The sequence below is a fragment of the Streptomyces antioxidans genome, from assembly GCF_000968685.2.
Taxonomy (GTDB): Bacteria; Actinomycetota; Actinomycetes; order Streptomycetales; family Streptomycetaceae; genus Streptomyces; species Streptomyces antioxidans.
In genome coordinates, this window is record NZ_LAKD02000001.1 from 191,850 (window position 1) to 210,886 (window position 19,037).

Annotated in this window: 20 protein-coding genes; 16 read left to right on the plus strand and 4 right to left on the minus strand. The window is 72.6% G+C overall.

Features of this window, described 5'->3' with window-relative positions; genetic code table 11:
* Position 1: 1 nt before the first annotated feature.
* Complete coding sequence (locus VT50_RS00710; RefSeq protein WP_046084499.1) at positions 2-313, plus strand: hypothetical protein; 312 nt, start codon at positions 2-4, stop codon at positions 311-313.
* Positions 314-458: 145 nt separating this feature from the next.
* Positions 459-1,547: a hypothetical protein gene (locus tag VT50_RS00715; RefSeq protein ID WP_078840559.1), complete on the plus strand. Its 1,089-nt coding sequence runs from the start codon at positions 459-461 to the stop codon at positions 1,545-1,547.
* Between the two features lie 78 nt (positions 1,548-1,625).
* Here the strand turns inward: VT50_RS00715 and VT50_RS00720 are convergent, their stop codons facing one another.
* Both VT50_RS00720 and VT50_RS00725 read right to left on the minus strand, forming a co-directional pair.
* On the minus strand, positions 1,626-2,483 hold the full coding sequence (locus tag VT50_RS00720; protein WP_046084500.1) for an ABC transporter permease: 858 nt from the start codon (positions 2,481-2,483) through the stop codon (positions 1,626-1,628).
* On the minus strand, positions 2,480-3,442 hold the full coding sequence (locus tag VT50_RS00725; RefSeq protein WP_107424688.1) for an ATP-binding cassette domain-containing protein: 963 nt from the start codon (positions 3,440-3,442) through the stop codon (positions 2,480-2,482). The genes VT50_RS00720 and VT50_RS00725 overlap by 4 nt, the downstream gene beginning before the upstream one ends.
* A 275-nt stretch (positions 3,443-3,717) precedes the next feature.
* Here VT50_RS00725 and VT50_RS00730 point away from each other — a divergent pair, with 275 nt between their 5' ends.
* Positions 3,718-4,332 carry a hypothetical protein gene (locus VT50_RS00730; RefSeq protein WP_107424689.1) on the plus strand — a complete coding sequence of 205 codons (615 nt, stop codon included), beginning with the start codon at positions 3,718-3,720 and terminating at the stop codon, positions 4,330-4,332.
* On the opposite strand, the gene VT50_RS00735 is transcribed toward VT50_RS00730, so the two are convergent.
* Positions 4,250-5,509 carry a sensor histidine kinase gene (locus tag VT50_RS00735; protein WP_053048433.1) on the minus strand — a complete coding sequence of 420 codons (1,260 nt, stop codon included), beginning with the start codon at positions 5,507-5,509 and terminating at the stop codon, positions 4,250-4,252. The two genes, VT50_RS00730 and VT50_RS00735, sit on opposite strands and share 83 nt — an antisense overlap.
* 161 nt (positions 5,510-5,670) lie before the next feature.
* Here VT50_RS00735 and VT50_RS00740 point away from each other — a divergent pair, with 161 nt between their 5' ends.
* Entirely contained in the window at positions 5,671-6,210 is a 540-nt protein-coding gene (locus VT50_RS00740; RefSeq protein WP_240528983.1) for a hypothetical protein, read from the plus strand.
* Positions 6,211-6,246: 36 nt separating this feature from the next.
* Here the strand turns inward: VT50_RS00740 and VT50_RS00745 are convergent, their stop codons facing one another.
* A complete protein-coding gene (locus VT50_RS00745; protein ID WP_046084502.1) occupies positions 6,247-7,023 on the minus strand; it encodes a thioesterase II family protein in 777 nt (258 codons plus the stop codon).
* A gap of 360 nt (positions 7,024-7,383) precedes the next feature.
* On the opposite strand from VT50_RS00745, the gene VT50_RS00750 reads away from it, so the two are divergent.
* The 12 genes from VT50_RS00750 to VT50_RS00810 all read left to right on the plus strand — a co-directional run bounded on the left by VT50_RS00750 (position 7,384) and on the right by VT50_RS00810 (position 19,025).
* A complete protein-coding gene (locus tag VT50_RS00750; RefSeq protein ID WP_046084503.1) occupies positions 7,384-7,602 on the plus strand; it encodes an MbtH family protein in 219 nt (72 codons plus the stop codon).
* Positions 7,603-7,683: 81 nt separating this feature from the next.
* Positions 7,684-7,935, plus strand: a complete 252-nt coding sequence (locus VT50_RS00755) for an acyl carrier protein (protein ID WP_046084504.1) — start codon at positions 7,684-7,686, stop codon at positions 7,933-7,935.
* Positions 7,936-7,971: 36 nt separating this feature from the next.
* On the plus strand, positions 7,972-9,273 hold the full coding sequence (locus VT50_RS00760) for a beta-ketoacyl-[acyl-carrier-protein] synthase family protein (protein ID WP_046084505.1): 1,302 nt from the start codon (positions 7,972-7,974) through the stop codon (positions 9,271-9,273).
* Positions 9,270-10,397 (plus strand): beta-ketoacyl synthase N-terminal-like domain-containing protein, encoded by a 1,128-nt coding sequence (locus tag VT50_RS00765; RefSeq protein WP_046084506.1) that lies wholly within the window; start codon positions 9,270-9,272, stop codon positions 10,395-10,397. The genes VT50_RS00760 and VT50_RS00765 overlap by 4 nt, the downstream gene beginning before the upstream one ends.
* A complete protein-coding gene (locus VT50_RS00770; RefSeq protein ID WP_046084507.1) occupies positions 10,394-11,341 on the plus strand; it encodes a beta-ketoacyl synthase N-terminal-like domain-containing protein in 948 nt (315 codons plus the stop codon). The genes VT50_RS00765 and VT50_RS00770 overlap by 4 nt, the downstream gene beginning before the upstream one ends.
* The gene (locus VT50_RS00775) at positions 11,338-12,090 is read left to right on the plus strand and encodes an alpha/beta fold hydrolase (RefSeq protein WP_107424699.1); all 753 of its coding nucleotides are present in this window, start codon (positions 11,338-11,340) and stop codon (positions 12,088-12,090) included. The genes VT50_RS00770 and VT50_RS00775 overlap by 4 nt, the downstream gene beginning before the upstream one ends.
* Before the next feature lie 40 nt (positions 12,091-12,130).
* Positions 12,131-13,144 (plus strand): hypothetical protein, encoded by a 1,014-nt coding sequence (locus VT50_RS00780; protein WP_046084508.1) that lies wholly within the window; start codon positions 12,131-12,133, stop codon positions 13,142-13,144.
* A complete protein-coding gene (locus VT50_RS00785; protein ID WP_046084509.1) occupies positions 13,141-14,262 on the plus strand; it encodes a beta-ketoacyl synthase N-terminal-like domain-containing protein in 1,122 nt (373 codons plus the stop codon). Before VT50_RS00780 ends, VT50_RS00785 begins: the two co-directional genes overlap by 4 nt.
* Complete coding sequence (locus VT50_RS41135) at positions 14,259-15,161, plus strand: 3-hydroxyacyl-ACP dehydratase FabZ family protein (protein WP_338058300.1); 903 nt, start codon at positions 14,259-14,261, stop codon at positions 15,159-15,161. Before VT50_RS00785 ends, VT50_RS41135 begins: the two co-directional genes overlap by 4 nt.
* Positions 15,158-15,919 (plus strand): 3-oxoacyl-ACP reductase FabG, encoded by a 762-nt coding sequence (fabG, locus tag VT50_RS00800; protein WP_046084510.1) that lies wholly within the window; start codon positions 15,158-15,160, stop codon positions 15,917-15,919. Before VT50_RS41135 ends, fabG begins: the two co-directional genes overlap by 4 nt.
* Complete coding sequence (locus VT50_RS00805; protein WP_046084511.1) at positions 15,916-16,644, plus strand: 2-hydroxychromene-2-carboxylate isomerase; 729 nt, start codon at positions 15,916-15,918, stop codon at positions 16,642-16,644. The genes fabG and VT50_RS00805 overlap by 4 nt, the downstream gene beginning before the upstream one ends.
* Positions 16,641-19,025 carry a non-ribosomal peptide synthetase gene (locus VT50_RS00810; protein ID WP_046084512.1) on the plus strand — a complete coding sequence of 795 codons (2,385 nt, stop codon included), beginning with the start codon at positions 16,641-16,643 and terminating at the stop codon, positions 19,023-19,025. The genes VT50_RS00805 and VT50_RS00810 overlap by 4 nt, the downstream gene beginning before the upstream one ends.
* Positions 19,026-19,037: the final 12 nt, after the last annotated feature.

Sequence of the window (19,037 nt, forward strand, 5' to 3'; positions counted from 1 at the left end):
AATGAAGAGATTAGCCGCCGCCGCGGGTGCCGCCCTGGGCGGGCTCGCCCTCGTGGCCGCCACCCAGGCCGCCGCCCAGGCCGCCCCGGCCGCCGCCGAGGCCGCCGCACCGAGCTGCGTCAAGGCCGACGTCACCTACCTGGTCAGCATCTTCGTCGACCTCACCAACGACTGCTCGACCACGCAGAAGGTGAAGGTCGACTACGACCGCGACTACTTCAGCCCGTGTTTCACCCTGGAACCGGGTGGGACCGCCAGCCACAGCGCGAGCGTCGTCTACGCCAGCCGCTACGAGGGCCTGGTCACCTGCTGAGACCGGCCTCATCTCGCCCGGTGCTCCCGAGCCCCTGCTCGGGAGCACCGCCGTTTCCGCTCCCGAAATCTCCCGATCGGCAGATGTGGGGCGATTCCGTGAAAGGTGATCCTTGCCGGGTGTCCGGGTGTGGAAAGGATGAGTCATGACGCAGGTGACGAACGGCGAGCGGGAGCGGCCGCGGGCCACTCGCGCCGCCCGCTTCCGCTTCCGCTCCCGCTCCCGCTTCCGCTCCCGCTGGCCGGACCGGGTCGGCTATGCGGCGGCCACCGCGCTGTTCCTCTACGGCCTGGCCAACGTCTACTGGGCCCTCGGTGGCGACGGCTTCCCGTTCGGCGCGGAGGACGCCAACCCCGAGTACTCGGCGTTCGAGAACACCTCGGCGACCACCCTCGCGCCCGTGCTCGCCGCCCTGCTGCTGCCCGCTTCGGCCGTCGCGCTGCTGATGGCGCTCCCCGGCCGCCGCCGGGTGCCGCGGAACGTGCTGCTGGGCTGCACCTGGGGCTTCGTCGCCGTCACGCTCGCGGCGTTCGCCGACTTCCGGCTGCTGGGAAACCTCGCCTACGCGGTGATGCTGCAGTTCAGCGCCATCAACTGGACGGTCATCAACCAGTTCTTCCTCGCCATGAGCGCCGGGCTGATGGCCGCCACCGCCCTCGCCTACCAGCGCCGGCTGCGGAACGCCTGCGGCAACTGTGGCCGTACGGACGGCGGTCCGGACTGGACCAGCCCGGCCGCGGCGGCCCGATGGGGCCGCAAGGCGGTACGGATCGCCGTGATCATTCCGTTTCTGTACGCCAGCACCCGCTGGGCCTGGGCGCTGGGCATTCCGCTGGGCATCTCCGACAAGCTCTGGGAGGAGGGCAAGGAGGACCACCTGTGGTACTGGGGCGCGGGCCTCGCCACGCTCGGCGCCCTCGGCGCCCTGCTCACCCTCGGACTGGCCCAGCGCTGGGGCGAGGTCTTCCCGCGCTGGATGCTCGGGCTGCGCGGGAAGCGGGTACCGCCGCTGTTGGCCATCATCCCGGCCTCGCTGGTGGCGCTGCTGATCACGATCGCCGGGACGATGTACATCCGGCTGGAGATCCAGGGCAGGTTCGACAACCAGAGCGAGGACTGGGGCACGACGGTCCCGGAGATGTTCTGGCCGCTGTGGGGGGCCGCGCTGGCCGCCGCCACCTTCGCCTACCACCTGCGCCGCCGGGGCCGCTGCAAGCGCTGCGGCCGGCTCTGACGGCGGCGGCGCTCGGGGCTCCGGCGGCGGGGGCCCGGCGTCAGGGCTCCGGCGGCGGGGGATTCCCAGGGGGCGGGCTCAGCTCGCCTTGCGGAAGTTGCGGATGGCCAGCGGGGCGATGACGGCGACCATCACCGTACAGATCCCCAGGGTCATCAGTACCGTGCCGGGACGCGGCTCGCCCAGCGCCAGGCTCCGGGCGGCGGTGATGGCGTGGGACATCGGGTTCACCTCGGCGAAGGCCCGCAGCCAGGACGGCAGACCGTCGGTCGGTACGAACGCGTTCGAGGCGAACAGCAGCACCATGTTGACCATGCCGCCCACCGGCTGCATCGCCTCCGGCTTGCGCAGCCACGCAGAGAGCGCCATGAACACCCAGCCCAGCGACCAGCCAAGCACCACGGCCACCAGCAGCGCGCCGAGGGAGCCCAGGATCCCGCCCTCGGGGTCGAACCCGAAGACCAGGGCGCCCGCGACCAGCATCACCACCATGTTCACCGCGTTCAGCACGGTGTCGGCGACGCTCCGGCCGATGAGGATGGTGCCGGTGTGGATCGGCATGGACTTGAAACGGGAGATGATCCCGTTGTTCAGCTCGGTGGTGAGCGCCACACCGGACTTCAGCCCCGCGCTGACCGCGCTGGTGATGAGGAAGGCGGGCAGCAGATAGTCGATGTAGCTGACCCCCGCCGGGAACGACTGCGCCTGTGACACGCTGCGGAACACCTGGCTGAAGACGGTCAGCATCAGGATCGGTTCCAGGACGCCCGGCAGCACCAGGGCCGGTTCGCGCAGCGCCCGCAGCGACCGCCCGGAGAGCACCTGGATCTGCCGGAGCGGACCGGAGCCGCTGAAGCGCTGCCGCTCGCGCGGCGGGCCCGCCGCCGCGGCGGGGTCGGCTTCCGGTGGGTTCGGGCGCTCGGTGGCGATGCTCATGAGGACGTCCCTGCCTCGGAGTCGGTGGTCGTGGGGTGGTTCAGGGCCATGTAGACGTCGTCGAGGGTCGGTTCGGAGAACGCGAGCCCCGCTATGTCGGTACCGGCCTCGTCGACGGCCCGGACCACCACCGCGACATCCGTGGAGTCGGCCACCGGGATGGTGAGGAGCAGCCCGTCCTCCTCGTGGGACGGTGCCAGGGCCGCCCGGCGCAGCGCCTCGACGGTGCGGGCCCGGTCCTCGGCCCGGCGCAGGGTGACGGAGACGCTGCGCCGCCCGACCCGCTCCTTGAGCTCGGCCGCGGTGCCCGAGGCGATGATCCGGCCGGCCGCCAGGACGGTGATCGAGTCGGCCAGGTAGTCGGCCTCCTCCAGGTACTGCGTGGTCAGCAGGACCGTGGTGCCGTCCTTCACCAGGCGTTCCACGATCTCCCACAGCTGGCGCCTGGCCGCCGGGTCCAGCCCGGTGGTGGGCTCGTCCAGGAAGATCACCTCGGGCCGTCCGACCAGACTGGCCGCCAGGTCCAGGCGGCGTCGCATGCCCCCGGAGTAGTTCTTGGCGTTCCGGTGCCCGGCGTCGGTCAGGTCGAACAGCGCGAGCAGTTCATCGGCGCGCGCCGCCGCCTCCGCCCGGGTGGCCCCCAGCAGCCGGGCGATGAGGATCAGGTTGTGGCGCCCCGGAAGCGTCTCGTCCACCGCCGCGTACTGGCCGGTGAGACCGATGAGCCGGCGCACCTGCTCGCCCCGGGTGACCACATCGAGCCCGGCGACCCTGGCCCGTCCCGAGGTGGGGCGGCTCAGGGTGCTCAGGATGGAGACCAGGGTGGTCTTGCCGGCACCGTTATGTCCGAGCAGCCCCAGGACGGAGCCGCGCGGCACGGTGAGGCTGATATCGTCCAGCGCGGTCATCGACCCGAATCGCTTCGAAATATGCGAGACGTCGATCATCATCGTGTCCACCGGATATACGGTAGGTGGAATGGTGGGTCAAAGGGCCCGGCTATCGATAACGTCGAATTGGAATTGCCGGGTGCGGAGGGGCGTGCTATTTCCGTCGACGGGCCATTCCGGTCGGGTCCCATTTCCGCCGGACGGCGTCATCGGCGCACCGCCGCCGTGGTCTGCCGAACGGCACATTCCGCCCCGACCGGACTCCCCGGGGACCTGCCGTTCGGTGGATGTGCCGGCCCGTCCCGTTCCGTCACGCTGGGAGCGGACCGACGGAGGAGACCATCATGACGATGACCACCGACCAGGACCTGGCTTCCCCGCAGCCCGCCACCGGCGCGGCCGAGCCGGGTCCACGCCCGTCGCGGCTGGTCCGCTGGGCGGCGCACGCCGTGCCGTTCACCCTGCTGCCCACCGGGCTGTGGAGATGCGCGATGGGGTTCGGCGTGCCGCTCGGCTTCGCCACGACCTCGGATCTGCACGAGAGCCAGTTCCCGAGCTGGATGACGGTGTACGTCATCGCGCTCAGCCTGTTCGCCGAGGGGCTGGGGCTGCTCACGCTCGGCCTGGTGCGGCCCTGGGGCGAGGTCGTGCCGCGCTGGATCCCGTTTCTGGGCGGCAAGCGGATTCCGGTGCTGTGCGCGGTGATTCCTGCGGGTCTCGGCTCGCTCGCCGTCACCTTCATCACCATCGTCGGCGCCTTCACCTGGAACGCCCCGGAGAACCTGGCCGAGATCAGCGATCCGTACGGCCCGTTCTACTGGCTCCAGACCGCCTGCTACGCACCGCTGCTGGCCTGGGGGCCGCTGCTCGCCGTGGTCACCGTCGCGTACTACCGGCGTCGCCGAGCGGCAGAACGGCGGCCGTCCGCCAGCCTCCCCGGGCGTCCGGACCCGCGCTGAACGTGCCGCCGAGCGCCTCGATCCGCTCGGTCAGGCCCAGCAGTCCCTGACCGCCCCGGCGGCCGTCCTCGCCGAGGAGGCCGCCGGACCCCGAGCTGATCGCCTCCACGCCGTTGACGACGCTGACGGCCAGCGCGGGGCTCCCCGCCCCGTCCCCCCGGTCGCCGGACGGCTCCAGCGCCACCCTGACGCGTACGGTGGCGGCCGTACGGGCGTGGCGGCGGACGTTGGTGAGCGCCTCCACCACCATCCGGTGGGCGGTGCTGGCCACTTCGCGCGGGACGCGGGCGATCGCCTCGGCGGTCAGCTCCAGTTCGAGCCCCACATCGGCCCGCCCCGAGGAGCGGAACCGCTCCACCACATGGGTGATGTCCTCCAGCCCGAACGCGCGCGGCCGGTCCTCCGGCTCATCGCCGTCGGCGGCGGCGCTGTTGCTCAGCATCCGCACCGTACGGTCCATGGAGCCGAGCGCCTGCTGACCGGCCGCCTCGATCTGCTGCAGCAGTGGCATGAACCGTTCCGGCTGGTCGGTCGCCACCAGCTGTGCGGCCTGGGCGAGCACCACGATGCCCGAGATGTCATGGGCCACGAAGTCATGCAGATCCCGGGCCAGTTCGAGCCGCTGACTGCGGCGCGCGTCCCGCACCGAGTGCAGCCGCCGTAAGTCCAGCGCGCGGAGGTACCCCCCGACCACGGCCGCGGCGACGGCCCCGAACCCCATGAACGCGCACTGGCCGCACGCCTCGAGCAACGTGTCGTACGTCCCCACCCGCAGGATCACCGTCGAGCCGGAGACCGACAGCAGCACCACCAGCGGGGCCCCTTGCGGCGCGGGCGCGAACCGGGCCACGACGAACACCAGCGCCATCACCGCGGCGAACTCCACGAGCATCAGCAGGCCGATCGGCGACTCGTCACCCGCGTCCCCGGTCAGCAGCGTGCCCAGCACGGAGACCACGGCCACCACACCGGCCGCCGCGCTGAGCCGCCGCCGCGTCCTCGGCCACCAGCCGACCGTCACCAGCGTGGTCCCGACGGCCACCACCATGGACGCGGCCGCCGCCCATCCGGCCCGGGGCCCGGCCGCCAGCCCGGCCAGCACCGCGCCCCCGGCGGCGACCCGGCACGCCCCCTTGAGCCCGTCCCGCCATAACCCGCGCCCGCTCTTGCCACCCATGGGCGCAGAGTAGCCGCCGGACACGGCCGGACGCCGCCGCCGGCGCCCCTCCACGGCCGGGCGGCGGCGCGGTTGGCGGAATTCGATATGGCGTGGACAACTGGAGCCGTCCATGGGTGGACTGGCGGAAAATCCGTACCCCTACGCCAGGGAGATGACCGATGGGCGCGCGGAGCCACGAGGAGTCGGCCGAATTGCACCGGATACTGCCGCACTGGCATTTCCGGGAGGCCCACCAGGTGTGTGTCGAGGCGCCGCCCGAGGCGGTGATGCGGGCGGTGTGGGAGACCACCTGGGGAGAGGCGCCGATCGCCCGGGCGCTGGTGGCGCTGACCCGGGCCGATGTGGGCAAGGACCGGCGGATCGTGCGGGACTTCCTCGGCGGGATGGGGGAGACGCTGGACGCCGGTGGCGGCGAGGTGGTGTTCGTGGGGGTGGACACGCTGGAGGACCGGCCGCGGCCCGAGGGCAGCGCGTTGGAGCTGGTCCGGGAGTGCGCGGACCCGGGGCTGCTGAAGATGGTGATGAACGTCCGCTTCCGCGACGGGGTGCTCAGCACGGAGACCCGGGTGTACGCCACCGACGACCGCACCCGGCGCCGCTTCCGCCCGTACTGGCTGGCCATCCGCGCCGGGAGCGGACTGACCCGGACCTCGATGCTGCGCGCGATCCGCGGCCGGGCCCTCCGACCGGCGGACTGACCCGCGCCGGAACGGGGCGGGTGACCGGCCGGGCCGCTACCGCGCGGGGGACGGGGCCAGCCCGGCCACCGACTCGGGCAGCCGGGCCCACACCCCGGGGGTGTAGAAGTGCCCGCCCGGCAGCTCGTTGGCCCGGAACCTCCCGGCGGCCAGGGGGCGCCAGCTGTCGGCCGGGGCGGCCAGGTCGTCGTCCGTGCCGTACAGCACCTGCAGCGGTGTGCGCACCGTGACGCCCTCGCGGTAGCGGTAGCCGTCGGAGAGCCGCAGATCGGCGCGGAACACCTCCAGCGCCATGGCGCACAGTTCGGGCTCCGCCAGCACCTCGGGGGCCAGCTGGCCCACCGTGCTCATCCAGGTCAGAAGCTGCTCGTCGGTCATCTCGCTCAGGGGCCGCTCGTCGGGGCCGGCCGCGCTCCGGCTCCGGCGCGCCCGCTCGACCCAGCGGGTGGGGGAGTCGGCACCGGAGACCACCAGGCCCCGCGGCGGGGTGCCGGCGCCCGCTTCGAGCCGGCACGTGAGGTCGAAGCCGACCCAGGCGCCCATGCTGTGCCCCAGCAGGACGTACGGACGCCTCGCGGCGACCGACCGGACGGCGGTCAGCGCGTCCTCGACCAGCGCGCTCCAGTCGGCCGCGAACGGCTCGATGTATCGGCCCTCGCGGCCGGGGTAGCAGTACAGGACCAGTTCCACGTCCGGCGGAAGGGCCTCGGCCCAGGGCCGGAAGGAGGCCGTACCGCCGCCGCAGAAGCTCAGGCACAGCAGGGTCCGGCTGGCGGCTGGTCGGGGAAGCGGATGGATCAGTGCCCGGGACACCGGCGACTCCTCGGCGGTGGACGGCAGTTGACCCGGTCACGGTAGCCGCCCCGGTTCCCGGTCGGCGCCCGCGGCCGAGAATTTCTTGATGGCCCGCGGTCACGGTGCGTGGTAGCGCGGTCGGGCTGGGTGACGTCATGACGTCCGCCGCGGGGTCCTTGCTGCGCCGAACATCCCTTTTCTCGCGCTCCCGCTGAGGGCGGAAGGAGCGGGCCGTGCGTTGGCAACGCTTTATCAAATTCTCCTCATTGCAATCTCTCACGCCTCTTCCGTCGCTCCTCGCCGAAGAAGCTTGTGGCCCGGAAACACGGCTGCCTATGGTCAGTCCGAAATGGGCGAGCACCCCTGGAAGGGAAGCTGATGGCTAATCCATTCGAGGACGACGGGGCCGACTACTACGTCCTGGTGAACGACGAGGGGCAGCATTCCCTGTGGCCCGCCTTCGCCGAGATACCGGCCGGCTGGAAGTCCGTTCACGGTCTCGCGCCGCGGCAGCAATGCCTCGACTACATCAACGAGCACTGGACCGACATGCGGCCGCGCAGCCTCGCCGAGGCCATGGCGGCCAACGGGTCCTGAGGCACGGACCGACCGCTCCCGCACCACCACGCACCACACCGCAACGCGTCAACGAAACCGTGGATGAGGAGAAGACCGAACATGGCCACGATCACTGCGGAGCTCCAGGCGACCATCAAAGAGATCGTCTGCGACATTCTCGAGCTGGAAGAGGACGAGGTGACCGACAGCAGCCTCTTCATCGAAGACCACGGCGCCGACTCGCTCCGGGCCATCGAGATCCTCGCCTCCCTGGAGAAGGAGTTCAAGATCACCATTGAGCAGTCCGAGCTGAGCGAAATGGTGAACCTGGAAAAGGTCTACCAGGTGGTGGCGGAGGCCCCGAGCCGGTAACCGGCCAGTGGCCGCCGAGTCAAAAGGGAAGTCACCATGTCCGAATCACGTCCCGGTGCCGACGCGGTGAAACGCCGTGTGGTGCTCACCGGTTTCGGCGTCATTTCCAGTATCGGGATCGGCGCCGCCGAGTTCACCCGGAGTCTGCGGGAGGGGCGCAGCGGGGTCAGCCCCATCTCGGTGTTCGACGTCGAGGGCTTCGCACACGGCAACGGGTGTGAGGTCAGGGGGTTCGACCCCGAGCAGTGGATCACCAGTACCCCCGTCCAGGAGCTCGGCCGGGCCAGCCGGTTCGCCGTGGCGGCGGCCCGGATGGCCGTACAGGACGCGGGACTCGACCCCGCGTGGCTGGGCGACCGGCGGGGACTGGTCTCCGTGGGCACCACGGACGGTGAGTCCTTCGAACTCGACCAGCTGGTGGCGACCGAACTCGCCGACGGCCCCGAGCGGATGGACCGGCAGACGGTGCGCCGGGTGCCGGCCGCCCGGCTGTCCACCGCCATCGCACAGGAGCTCCAGCTCACCGACGTCGAGGCGCTGACGATCGCGACCGCCTGCTCCGCGGGCAACTACTCGATCGGTTACGGCTTCGACGCGGTGAGCTCCGGAGAGGTCGAGTACGCCCTGTGCGGCGGCGCGGACGCGATGTGCCGCAAGACCTTCACCGGCTTCTACCGCCTGGGCACCATCGCCCCCGAGCACTGCCAGCCCTTCGACGTGAACCGCAAGGGCATCCTCACCGGCGAGGGCGCGGGCATCCTGGTGCTGGAGAGCCTGGAGTCGGCGCTGGCGCGCGACGCCCGCATCTACGCCGAGGTGCTGGGCTACGGCCTCAACTGCGACGCCTACCACCAGGTGGCGCCCAACGGGGACAGCGTCGCCGCGTGCATGGCGCTCGCCCTGGAGAACGCCGGGGTCAAACCGGAGGAGGTCGACCTGATCTCGGCCCACGGCACCGGCACCAAGGCCAATGACATCACCGAGTCCCGGTCGATCCGCCAGGTCTTCGCGGACGCGACACCGCGCACCATCTCCCTGAAGTCCATGCTGGGGCACACCATGGGGGCCGCCAGCGCCCTGGGGGCGATCGCCTGCGGACTCGCCATCACCCACGGCTTCATCCCGCCGACCATCAACCACACGGTGACCGACCCCGAATGCGAGATCGACTGCGTGCCCAACCACGCCGTCGACGCCGATCTGCGGGTCGTCCAGAACAACGGACTCGCCTTCGGCGGCAACAACGCCATCGTCATCCTCGGCAGGTACGACGGGGACGAGGGAAGCGGAACGGAAGAGTCGGGCGCGGCGCCGACGGGATCGCGGAGCGTGTCATGAGCTTTCCGATCACCGGTATCGGCGCGGTCACCAGCATCGGGGACGACCCCGACGAGATCTTCACCTCCCTGTGCGAGGGGCGCAGCGGCCTCGGGCCGCTGCGCGGCTTCGACGCGGAGCGGTTCACCGCCCGGCAGCTCTTCGAGATCGACGACCGCACCGGTGACGGCGACGAACCCGGCCGCGCCACCCGCTTCCTGGTGGAGGCGGTGCGCCAGGCCGTGGCGGACGCCGGGCTCCCCGACGACCTCGGCGGGATACCGGTGCTGGTCGGCACCGGACTGCGGGAGCTGCGCTCACTGGAGCTGTGGTGGCGCGACGGCGCCCCCTTCACCGCGGACGGCCTCGACTTCGGGCCCGCGCTGCGCCGCCGCTTCGGCGCGTACGACGCCCACACCTTCGCCGGCGCCTGCTCCGCCTCGCTCTACGCGCTGGCGCTCGGCTGGGACATGCTGGAGCAGGGCGAGACCGACACGGTGATCGTGGCCGGATGCGACACGGTGACCGAGTCCATGTTCGGCCTCGCCGACCGGGTGCAGTTCGACCCGCCCGCGCTGGTGCGCCCCTTCGACCGCGAACGGCAGGGGACCATCCTCGGTGAGGGCGCCGCGGCGATCGTGCTGCGCCGCGAGCCGGCGGCCGGGCGCCCGGTCCGCGGCTGGCTGCGCTCGGTCGCGGTGAACTGCGACGCCTACCACCAGACCGCGCCCGACGCGGACGGGGTGCGGGCCTCCATCGAGCAGGCCCAGGCGGCGGCGGGCAGCCGCCCCGAGGACATCGATCTGGTGGTGCTGCACGCCACCGGAACGCCGCTCAACGACCGTACCGAGGCGGAGGTGGTGGCCGAGGTGTTCGACGGCGCCCGCCCCGCCTTCACCGGGATCAAGGCGCTGACCGGGCACACCTCCGGCTCCGCCGGGCTGATGAGCCTGATCGTGGCGCTCCGTTCGGTCGAGAGCGGCCGGGTACCGCCGATCGCCAACCTCACCGACCCGCTGCCCGAGGGTGAGGGGCTGCGGCTGGTCAGCGACCGTCCGCTCACCACACCGGTCCGGGTGGCGCAGGTCAACGGCTTCGGCTTCGGCGGCGTCAACGCCGTCGCGATCGTGGCGGGTGCGGCATGACGGCGGCGGTGACCGAGGTGGCGGTCACGGGCGTCGGGGTCGTCCTGCCGGGGCTGAACGAGCCCGGCGGGCTGCCGCACGGCCCGGTGGCGGGTGCGGCCCCGGTGGATCCGGCCGCCCTCATCGGCAAGAAGGGGCTGCGTTTCAAGGACCGCGCCACTCAGCTGGGGCTGTGCATGGCCAAGGCCGCGCTGACCGACGCGGGCCTCCTCGGCCCGCGGGGGCTGCTCGTCCCCGGCGACCGGGTGGGGGTGGTCGTCAGCTCCAACCTGGGCAACGCCGATACGGTCTGCCGGGCGGTGGCGACCATCGCCGAGGAGAACACCGGCGCCCTCAGCCCGATGGACACGCCCAACGCGTCCAGCAACATCATCGCCTCCGAGATCGCGATCCGCTTCGGGCTGCGCGGGCCGAACCTCACCGTGTGCAACGGCGTCACCTCGGGCCTGGACGCGCTGCGCTGGGCGCGGCTGACGCTGCGTTCGGGCCGGGCCGACCACATGGTGGTGGCCGGTGTGGAGCCGGACAACGACATCACCCGGCGGCTCACCGGCGCGCGGATGGTCGACGGCGGGGCGGCCGTGGTGGTCGGCCGGACCGACGCGGTGGGCGCCGCCGGGCCCCGGCTGCTGCTCGGCCCGTCGCTGCGCACCGAGAAGCTGCCCGACTGCGCCGCCAGACTGGCCGACGCCGCTTCCGGACCGGCCCGGGACGCGGCCGCGGGGCTGTGGCTCGGCGCGGGCCCGTCCGCCGTCCCGCCCGGTGCCGAGTCGGCCGACCTCTCCGGCTGGGGCGAATGCTCGGGCGCGCTGGGGCTGCTGCAGTGCGCGACCGCCGTCGCCTGGGCCGACTCCGGCCGTACCGAACCGGTCTACGCGCTGCTCGGCGGAGCCGACGGGGAAGCGAGCGGCACGGTGTGGACACCGCCGGAGCGTGCGGTGTGAAACGGATCGTCCTGCTGCACGGACTGGGCAACAGCAGCGGCATCTGGGCCGGGCTGGCCGCCCATTGGCGTCCCGATGTGGAGGTCCACGCCCCCGATCTGCCCTGGACCGGAGCGGGGATCGCGGAATGGCGCCATGAGCGGGACTCGGCCCGGCTGGTCGAGGACGTCCTGGCGGCCGTTCCTGGCGGCGGCGCGGACCTGGTGGTGGCGCACTCCTTCACCTCGGTACTGCTGCTCGAACTGCTCGGCCGCCGGGCGCTGGCCGGGAACCCGCTGGAGGTGCCCGGTGTGGTGCTGGTGAACCCGTTCTACCGGCGCACGGCGGACGACTTCGCGTGGGGCATGATGGCGCCCCTGCTGGAGAGCTTTCCCACGACCATGTCGGAGGGCATCCGGCTGCAGTCCGGCGACCGCCCGATCGCGCCGGAGCTGCGGGGCGACATCGCCCGGCGGCTGTGCGAATGGGTCGGCCCGTACGGCTGGCTGCGCTTCCTGGAGGCCTACCTCGGCACTCCGCTGATCCGCGTGGCCGCGATCGACACCCCGTGCCTGGTGATCGGCGGAGACCAGGACGCCACCGCCGATGTCGACCAGGCCCGCACGCTCGCCGCCGAACTGCCCCGCGGCCGGCTGCGCGTTCTGTCCGGCGCAGGCCACTTCCCGATGCTGGAGCGGCCCGAGTGGTTCACCGGCGTCCTGCACGACTTCCTCGACCGCTGTGACCTCACCCCGGTGGCCAGCACCTGAATCCGGCGACGGAAACGACCCCTGAACGAAGGAGACTGCGATGGGACCGGTGCCAGACCCGGCCGTGTCGGCCCTGCTGGACGCTGCTACCACCGTGCGGCTGCGCCCGGTGTTCGAAGGCAACAACATCAGCTACGCGATCGGCTTCAAGCACATCAACTACGTCGCCGAGGCGGCCGTGCTGAACCACTTCCGGCTGGCCGGGCTCCCCGTGGGCGAGCTCTACCGGCGGTACGGCCTCGGCCTGGAGATCGTCGAGCTGCGCTCGCGGCTCGGCGCGCTGCTCGCGGTGGACGACGAGGTGGAGGCGGAGGTGACCCCCGCCACCAAGGCCGACGCCGGTGAACTCACCTTCCAGGTGGGGCTCTTCGTGCTGCGCGACGGCCAGCGGGTCAAGTGCGCCGGCTCCACGGTTCGGGTGCTCCTGCGGATCGACGGCCACATCACGGCGTCCGAGGAGTACCCCGCCGGGCTCGCCCGGTTCGCCGTCGAGCGGCTGGGCACCGGCGACCGCCGCGAACTGGCCGTGACCCCGCGCCCGTACGGCGGCTTCACCGAGGGCCGCGGCGTCACCGGCACCTCGGACCCGGTCCTGGCCCAACTGGTGGGCGAGGACAACGCGTTCGGCTGGCGCTGGCGGATGCCGTACTTCTACTGCCACTTCAACGAGCGGGTGCAGATGTCCGGATTCCTGCGGGTGATGGAGGAGGCCGAAGACCTCTTCCTCGCCGACCGGGGCCTGGCCATCAAGGAGGTGCTGGACGGCCGCGGGTGGATTCCCGTCGTCACCCAGTCCCGGATCCGGCTGCTCGACGAGACGGTGATGGAGGAGGAGCTCTACACCGTCTACACCATCGAGGACATCTTCAAGAGCCTGCTCTACACGGCCCGGATGGACTGCTACGTGATCCGCGGCGGTGCGCTGGTGCACACCGCCACCGGCACCATCACCCACGGCTACCTCACCGAGCACGCCCCCAACCAGTGGTCCATGGCCACCCTCGACGAGGCGACCATCGAGGCCCTCAGCAGCCCGAAGGGGGCCCGGACATGAGCGCCACGGCTGCCCCCGCCGCCACCCGGCCGGTGATCTCGGCGTGGTCGGCGGTCTCCCCGTACGGCCTGGGCGCCCAGGCGCTCGTGGACGGGCTCAGCTCGGGCCGGTCCACCGTCGCCCCGGTGGACGGCGCCCGCTGGGGCGTGCCCGAGGTCCCGGCCCATCTGGTGCCCGGCTTCGAGACCCGCCAGGTGCTCGGCAAGAAGGGCACCCGCTCGATGGACCGGGTGACCGGTCTCGCGGTCAGCGTGGTCGGCGGGCTGCTGGACCAGCCGGAGGCCGACCGGGAACGGGAGACCGGGGAGCGGGCCGCGCTGGTGCTCGGCACCACGACCGGCAGCGCCGAGTCCATGATGGACTTCACCCGCACCTCGCTGCGGGGCGAGGCGCCGTTCGACGTCGACCCGGCCGTGATGCCCAACGCGGTGATGAACTGCGCGGCCGGACAGTGCTCCATCTGGTACGGCATCCGGGGGCCCAACACCACGCTGGCCCAGGGCCGCACCGCCGGGCTCGCCGCGCTCCACTACTCCACCCGGCTGCTGTCCTCGGGACGCGCGGGCTCGGTGCTGTGCACCGCGGCCGAGGAGTTCTCCCGGGCCCGCTACTGGCTCGAGCGCCACAGCCGGGCCGCCGAGGCCGGGGACGACGCGGAGATGGCGCTGGGCGAGGGCGCGGCGGTGCTGCTGCTCCAGCGGCCGGACACGCTCAGCCCGGCCCGTCCGGCGCTCGCCGAGGTCCTTGCGGTCCGGACGCGCGTCGCCACCGGGGACCGGACGCGGCCGGTGCTGGAGGCGTGCGTCGCCTCGGCCCTGGAGGCCGCGGGCGCCCGGCCCGGCGATGTGTGGGCGGCCAGCCCCAGCGACGCGCCCGGCCGTCTCGGCGAGCGGGAACGGCAGGCGCTGACCGCGCTGTTCGGCACGGAGACGGTGGAGCGGGTGCCCGGGGTGGGCAGGCTCGGCGATGTCTCGGCGGCCTCGTCCACCTTCCAGATCGCCTTCCTGCTGGCCACGGCCGCGCTGTCGGACGAGGCGGCGGGCCGTCTGGCCGTCGTCACATCGGCCGACCGGGACGGCTCGCTGGCCTGCGCGGTGCTGCGGCTGGTGGCGCCGTGAGCGGGCCGGTGGACGGGCTGGACGCGGCCGTGCCGGAGGGCGGCGGTGCCGCCGCGAGCGGGGTGAGCCCGGTGGCGGCGGGGGTGACCGTCACCAGCCCGCTCCTCGACGGGAGCGCCGAGGCCCGGGTCGCGGTCGACGCCGCGGAGCCGGTCTTCGCGGGGCACTACCCCGACTTCCCGATCTTCCCCGGGGTCTGTGTCGTGGAATGCGCACACCGCGCCGCGCTGTCCGCCGCGCCGGAGCTGGTCGGGCTCGCGGCCGTGGACTCGGCACGGTTCAGCGGCGCGGTCTACCCGGGCGACGTCATCGACATCCGCCTCACCTGGCGGCGCCGGGGCGACGGCTGGCGCTGCTCGGCCTCGGCCGCGACCGCACGCGGGGTGGCCGCCTCCGTACGGCTGCGCTACCGGCCCGCCGGGCAGCAGACCGAGGCGGCTGCCCCGGCCCCGGCCGTCGCCGATCTGCTGCCGCACCGCTATCCGATGCTGCTCGTGGACCGGGTGGTGGAGCTGGTGCCCGGGGAGCGGGTCACCGCGGTCAAGGCCGTCACGCTCAACGAGCCCTGGTACGCCGGGCTCACGCCGGGGACCGCGCTCGCCTACCCCCCGTCCCTGGTGATCGAGTCCTGGGGGCAGGCGGCGGGGCTGCTGGCCTCGGCGGCCTCCCCGGAGAGCCGGGGACAGGTGATGCTCTTCGGCTCCGTCGCCGACGCCGAGTTCCACGGCCCGGTCCGGCCTGGGGAGCTGATCGAGCACCGGGTCCGCATCGCGCGCTCGCTCGATGACTCGGTGATCTTCGAGGGCGAGAGCCGCTGCGGCTCCCGTCCGGTGATGTCCGTGGCGCGCATGGTGATGGCCTTCCGCCCGGCCGGTGCCCTCAAGGAGGCGACCGCATGACACAGGATCCGCATCGGCCCGAAGGCCGTCCCGTCGCACTGGTCAGCGGCGGCTCACGCGGTATCGGCCGGGCCACGGTGCTGCGGCTCGCCGAGGACGGCCACGACGTGAGCTTCTGCTACCACTCCCGCCCCGAGGCCGCCGAACTCCTCGCCAAGGAGGCCGAGGCACTGGGCGCCCGGGTGCTCGCCGAGCGCGTGGACGTCTCGGCGGCCGAACCCGTACGCGCCTGGGTGGCCCGCACCGAGAAGGAGCTTGGCCCCGTGGAGGTCGCCGTCACCTCCGCGGGCATCACCCGCGACAAGGCGATGGTGATGATGAGCGACCAGGACTGGGGCTCGGTGGTCGCCACCAATCTCGACGGCGTCTTCCACGTCTGCCGCTCGGTCGGCTTCTCCATGATGAAGCGCCGCTCCGGCAGCATCGTCAACATCTCCTCGGTGGCCGGGGTGTACGGCAACGCCACCCAGACCAACTACGCGGCGTCCAAGGCCGGGATCATCGGCTTCTCCCGTTCCCTGGCCAAGGAGATCGGCCGCTACGGCGTGCGCGTCAACGTCGTCGCGCCCGGGTTCATCGACACCGACATGGTCGCGGCCGTGAGCGAGAAGGCGCGCGACGCGGCGCTCGCCACCGTGGCCCTGGGCCGCATGGGCACCCCGGAGGAGGTCGCCGAGCTGGTGGGCTTCCTGGCCGGGAGCCGCGCCGGCTACATCACCGGATCCGTTTTCCAGATCGACGGGGGAATCGTGCTGTGAGCCGTAAGAAGAAGAATCCCCGATGGTATTTCTCGCTGCGCAGCCCGTATGCGTGGTTCGCCTACCGTGACCTGAGCGAGCGCTATCCCGACGTCCTCGACGCGATCGAGTGGATCCCGTACTGGGAGCCGGACGCGCTGTCGGAGAAGCTGCTGGCCGACCGGGGCGTGACGCTGCCGGTGGTGCCGATGTCGCGGGCCAAGAACTTCTACATCCTGCGCGACGCCCGCCGCTGGGCGCACGCCCGCGGCTGGCAGGTGACCTGGCCGGTGGACCGGGCGCCGCACTGGGAGGTCTCCCACCTGGCGTATCTCGCCGCCGATGAGGCGGGCCGGGGACGGGAGTTCGTGGCCGCCGCCTACCGGGCGCGCTGGCACCGCGGCCTGGACCTCGCCGACCGCGGCACCATCGCCCTGATCGCCGACGAGCTGGGCCTCGACCCGGGGATCGCCGACTCGGTGGACGACGACCGGCTGCGCGCCAAGGGCGTGGAGTGCCTGGCGGCCGCGTACCACGACGACGCCTTCGGGGTGCCGTACTTCGTCCACGGCCGGGAGGGGTTCTGGGGCGCCGAGCGGGTCTCCGCCTTCGTCGCGTCGGTGCGCGGCACCGCCTGGGACGGCCGGTCGGACGCCCCGTTCGACCGCTCCCCGGAAGGCCACTCGCCGGAGGGCCGCTCCCCGGAGTCGGCCGTCGGGGCCCGGCCGGAAGGGGCCGCGCGATGAACGCCGAACCCCAGCGCACCGTGCCCCGCTGGTCCTTCGAGACCGAGCCGCGCACCGCCGAGCTCTCCCGGCCGCTGCCCGCCCGGCTGGTGGCCGCCGCCCGGACGGTGGCCCGCCGCACCGGCACCGGCTGGCAGGCCGTCGCGCTCGCCGCGCACGCCGTGGTGCTCTCGGCGCTCAGCGGAGAACCCGAACTCATCGCCGGTTACGCCGCGGACGGCGCCGCCGGCCCGGTCGGCCGCCGGGTCGAGCTCGGCGCCAAGTCGTGGCGCGAGGTGCTGCGCGCCGTCGACGCGCCCCCGTCCGCCCAGGACCCCGCGTACGACACGGCCTATGAGACGGTCCTGGACCTCGGCGGCGACCACACCCCGCCCGAGGGGTCCCCCGTCGTGCTGACAGTGTCCTTCGACCCCGCCACCCTCACCCTCCGGCTGCGCCATCGCGTCGATGTGCTGAACGCCGAGGCGGCCGAGCGGATCGCGGGCTACCACCTGACGGCGCTGGCCCGGCTGGTGGCCGAGCCCGACGCGCCCTGCCGGGCCCGCACCCTGCTCTCCGACGAGGAGCTGCGTCAGCAGCTCACCGGAATGTCGGGGCCCCGGCGCCCGCTGCCGGACCGGCGGTTCCACGAACTGTTCGAGGAGCAGGTGGCCACCCGCCCCGGTGAGATCGCCGCCACCCACGCCGGTACCAGCTGGACCTACGCGGAGCTCAACGCCCGCGCCAACCGGATCGCCCACGCGCTGCTCGCCCGCGAGCTGGCCCCCGAGGCCGTCGTCGCCGTCGTCACCGAGCGGAATCTGCACTGGATGGCCGCGGTCATCGGCGTGTTCAAGGCGGGGGCCGCGTATCTGCCCGTCGAACCCCAGGCCCCCGCCGACCGGATGGCCCGCACCCTGGTCCGGGCCGACTGCCGTCTGGTCCTCACCGAGCCCGGCGGCCCCGGACACCTCCAGCAGGCCGCGCCCGAGGGCCTGGAGCTGCTGACGGTCGAGGACGCCTGGGCGGAGGGACGCCCGGACACCGACCCGGGGCTCACCATCGGCCCCGACCGGCTGGCGTATCTGTACTTCACCTCGGGCTCCACGGGGGAGCCCAAGGGCGCGATGTGCGAGCACGCCGGGTTCGTCAACCACCTCTACGCCAAGATCGACGACCAGTCGATCGGCGCGGGGCAGGTGGTGGCGCAGACCGCACCGCAGTCCTTCGACATCTCGCTGTGGCAGCTGGTGGCGGCGCTGGTGGTGGGCGGCCGCACGCTCATCGTGGAGCAGGAGGCGGTGCTCGACGTCGACCGCTACCTCGACACCATCGAGCGCGGTGAGGTGGCGGTGCTCCAGGCCGTGCCCTCCTATCTCGAGGTGGTGCTCTCCCGGCTGGAGTCCCAGCCGCGTGAACTGCCCGCGCTGCGCTGTGTGTCGGTCACCGGCGAGGCGCTGAAGAAGGAGCTGACCGTCCGCTGGTTCGCCCGCTTCCCGGGCATCGCGCTGATGAACGCCTACGGGCTCACCGAGACCAGCGACGACACCAACCACGAGGTGATGACGGGCGTTCCCGAGCGGGACTCGGTGCCGCTGGGTCCGCCGGTCGGCAACGTCAGCATCTACGTGGTGGACGAGAACCTCCAGCCGGTGCCGCTGGGCGCCCCCGGCGAGATCGTCTTCTCCGGGGTCTGCGTGGGGCGCGGCTACATCAACGACCCCGAGCGCACCGCCCAGGCGTTCTCCACCGATCCGCACCGCCCCGGCGACCGGCTCTACCGCTCCGGCGACTTCGGCCGCTGGCTCCCGGAGGGCAAGCTGGAGTTCCTTGGCCGGCGGGACGCACAGGTCAAGATCCGGGGGTTCCGGATCGAGATCGGCGAGATCGAGAACCAGCTGCTGAAACTGGACGGGGTCAGGGACGCGGCGGTGGTCGTCGTGGAGACCCCGGACGCCGGGAAACAACTGGTCGGTTTCCAGGCCGGTTCCGCGGAGTCCTCCGAGGGACTGCGCGAACGGCTCCACGAGGTGCTGCCCGGCTATATGGTGCCCCGCCGGATCGAGGGCCTTCAGGCGCTGCCCCTGACCGGTAACGGGAAGATCGACAAGAAGGCGCTGCGCGCCGTGGCCGCCGAACTCGACGCCCCCGCCGGCGATGTCGTCCAGGAGGCCCCGCGCACCGCCACCGAACGCCGGCTGGCACGGGCGTGGGCCGAGGTGCTGCGGCTGCCCGCCGGCGAGATCGGCCGGAACGAGAACTTCTTCGACCGGGGTGGCACCTCGCTGTCGGCGGTGCGGCTGGTGGTCCGGATGGAGCGCGGCTTCACGCTGCGCGACATCCACCAGCGCCCCGTGCTCGCCGAGTTGGCCGAACTGATCGACGCACGCAACGACACGTGAGGACATCCCGAC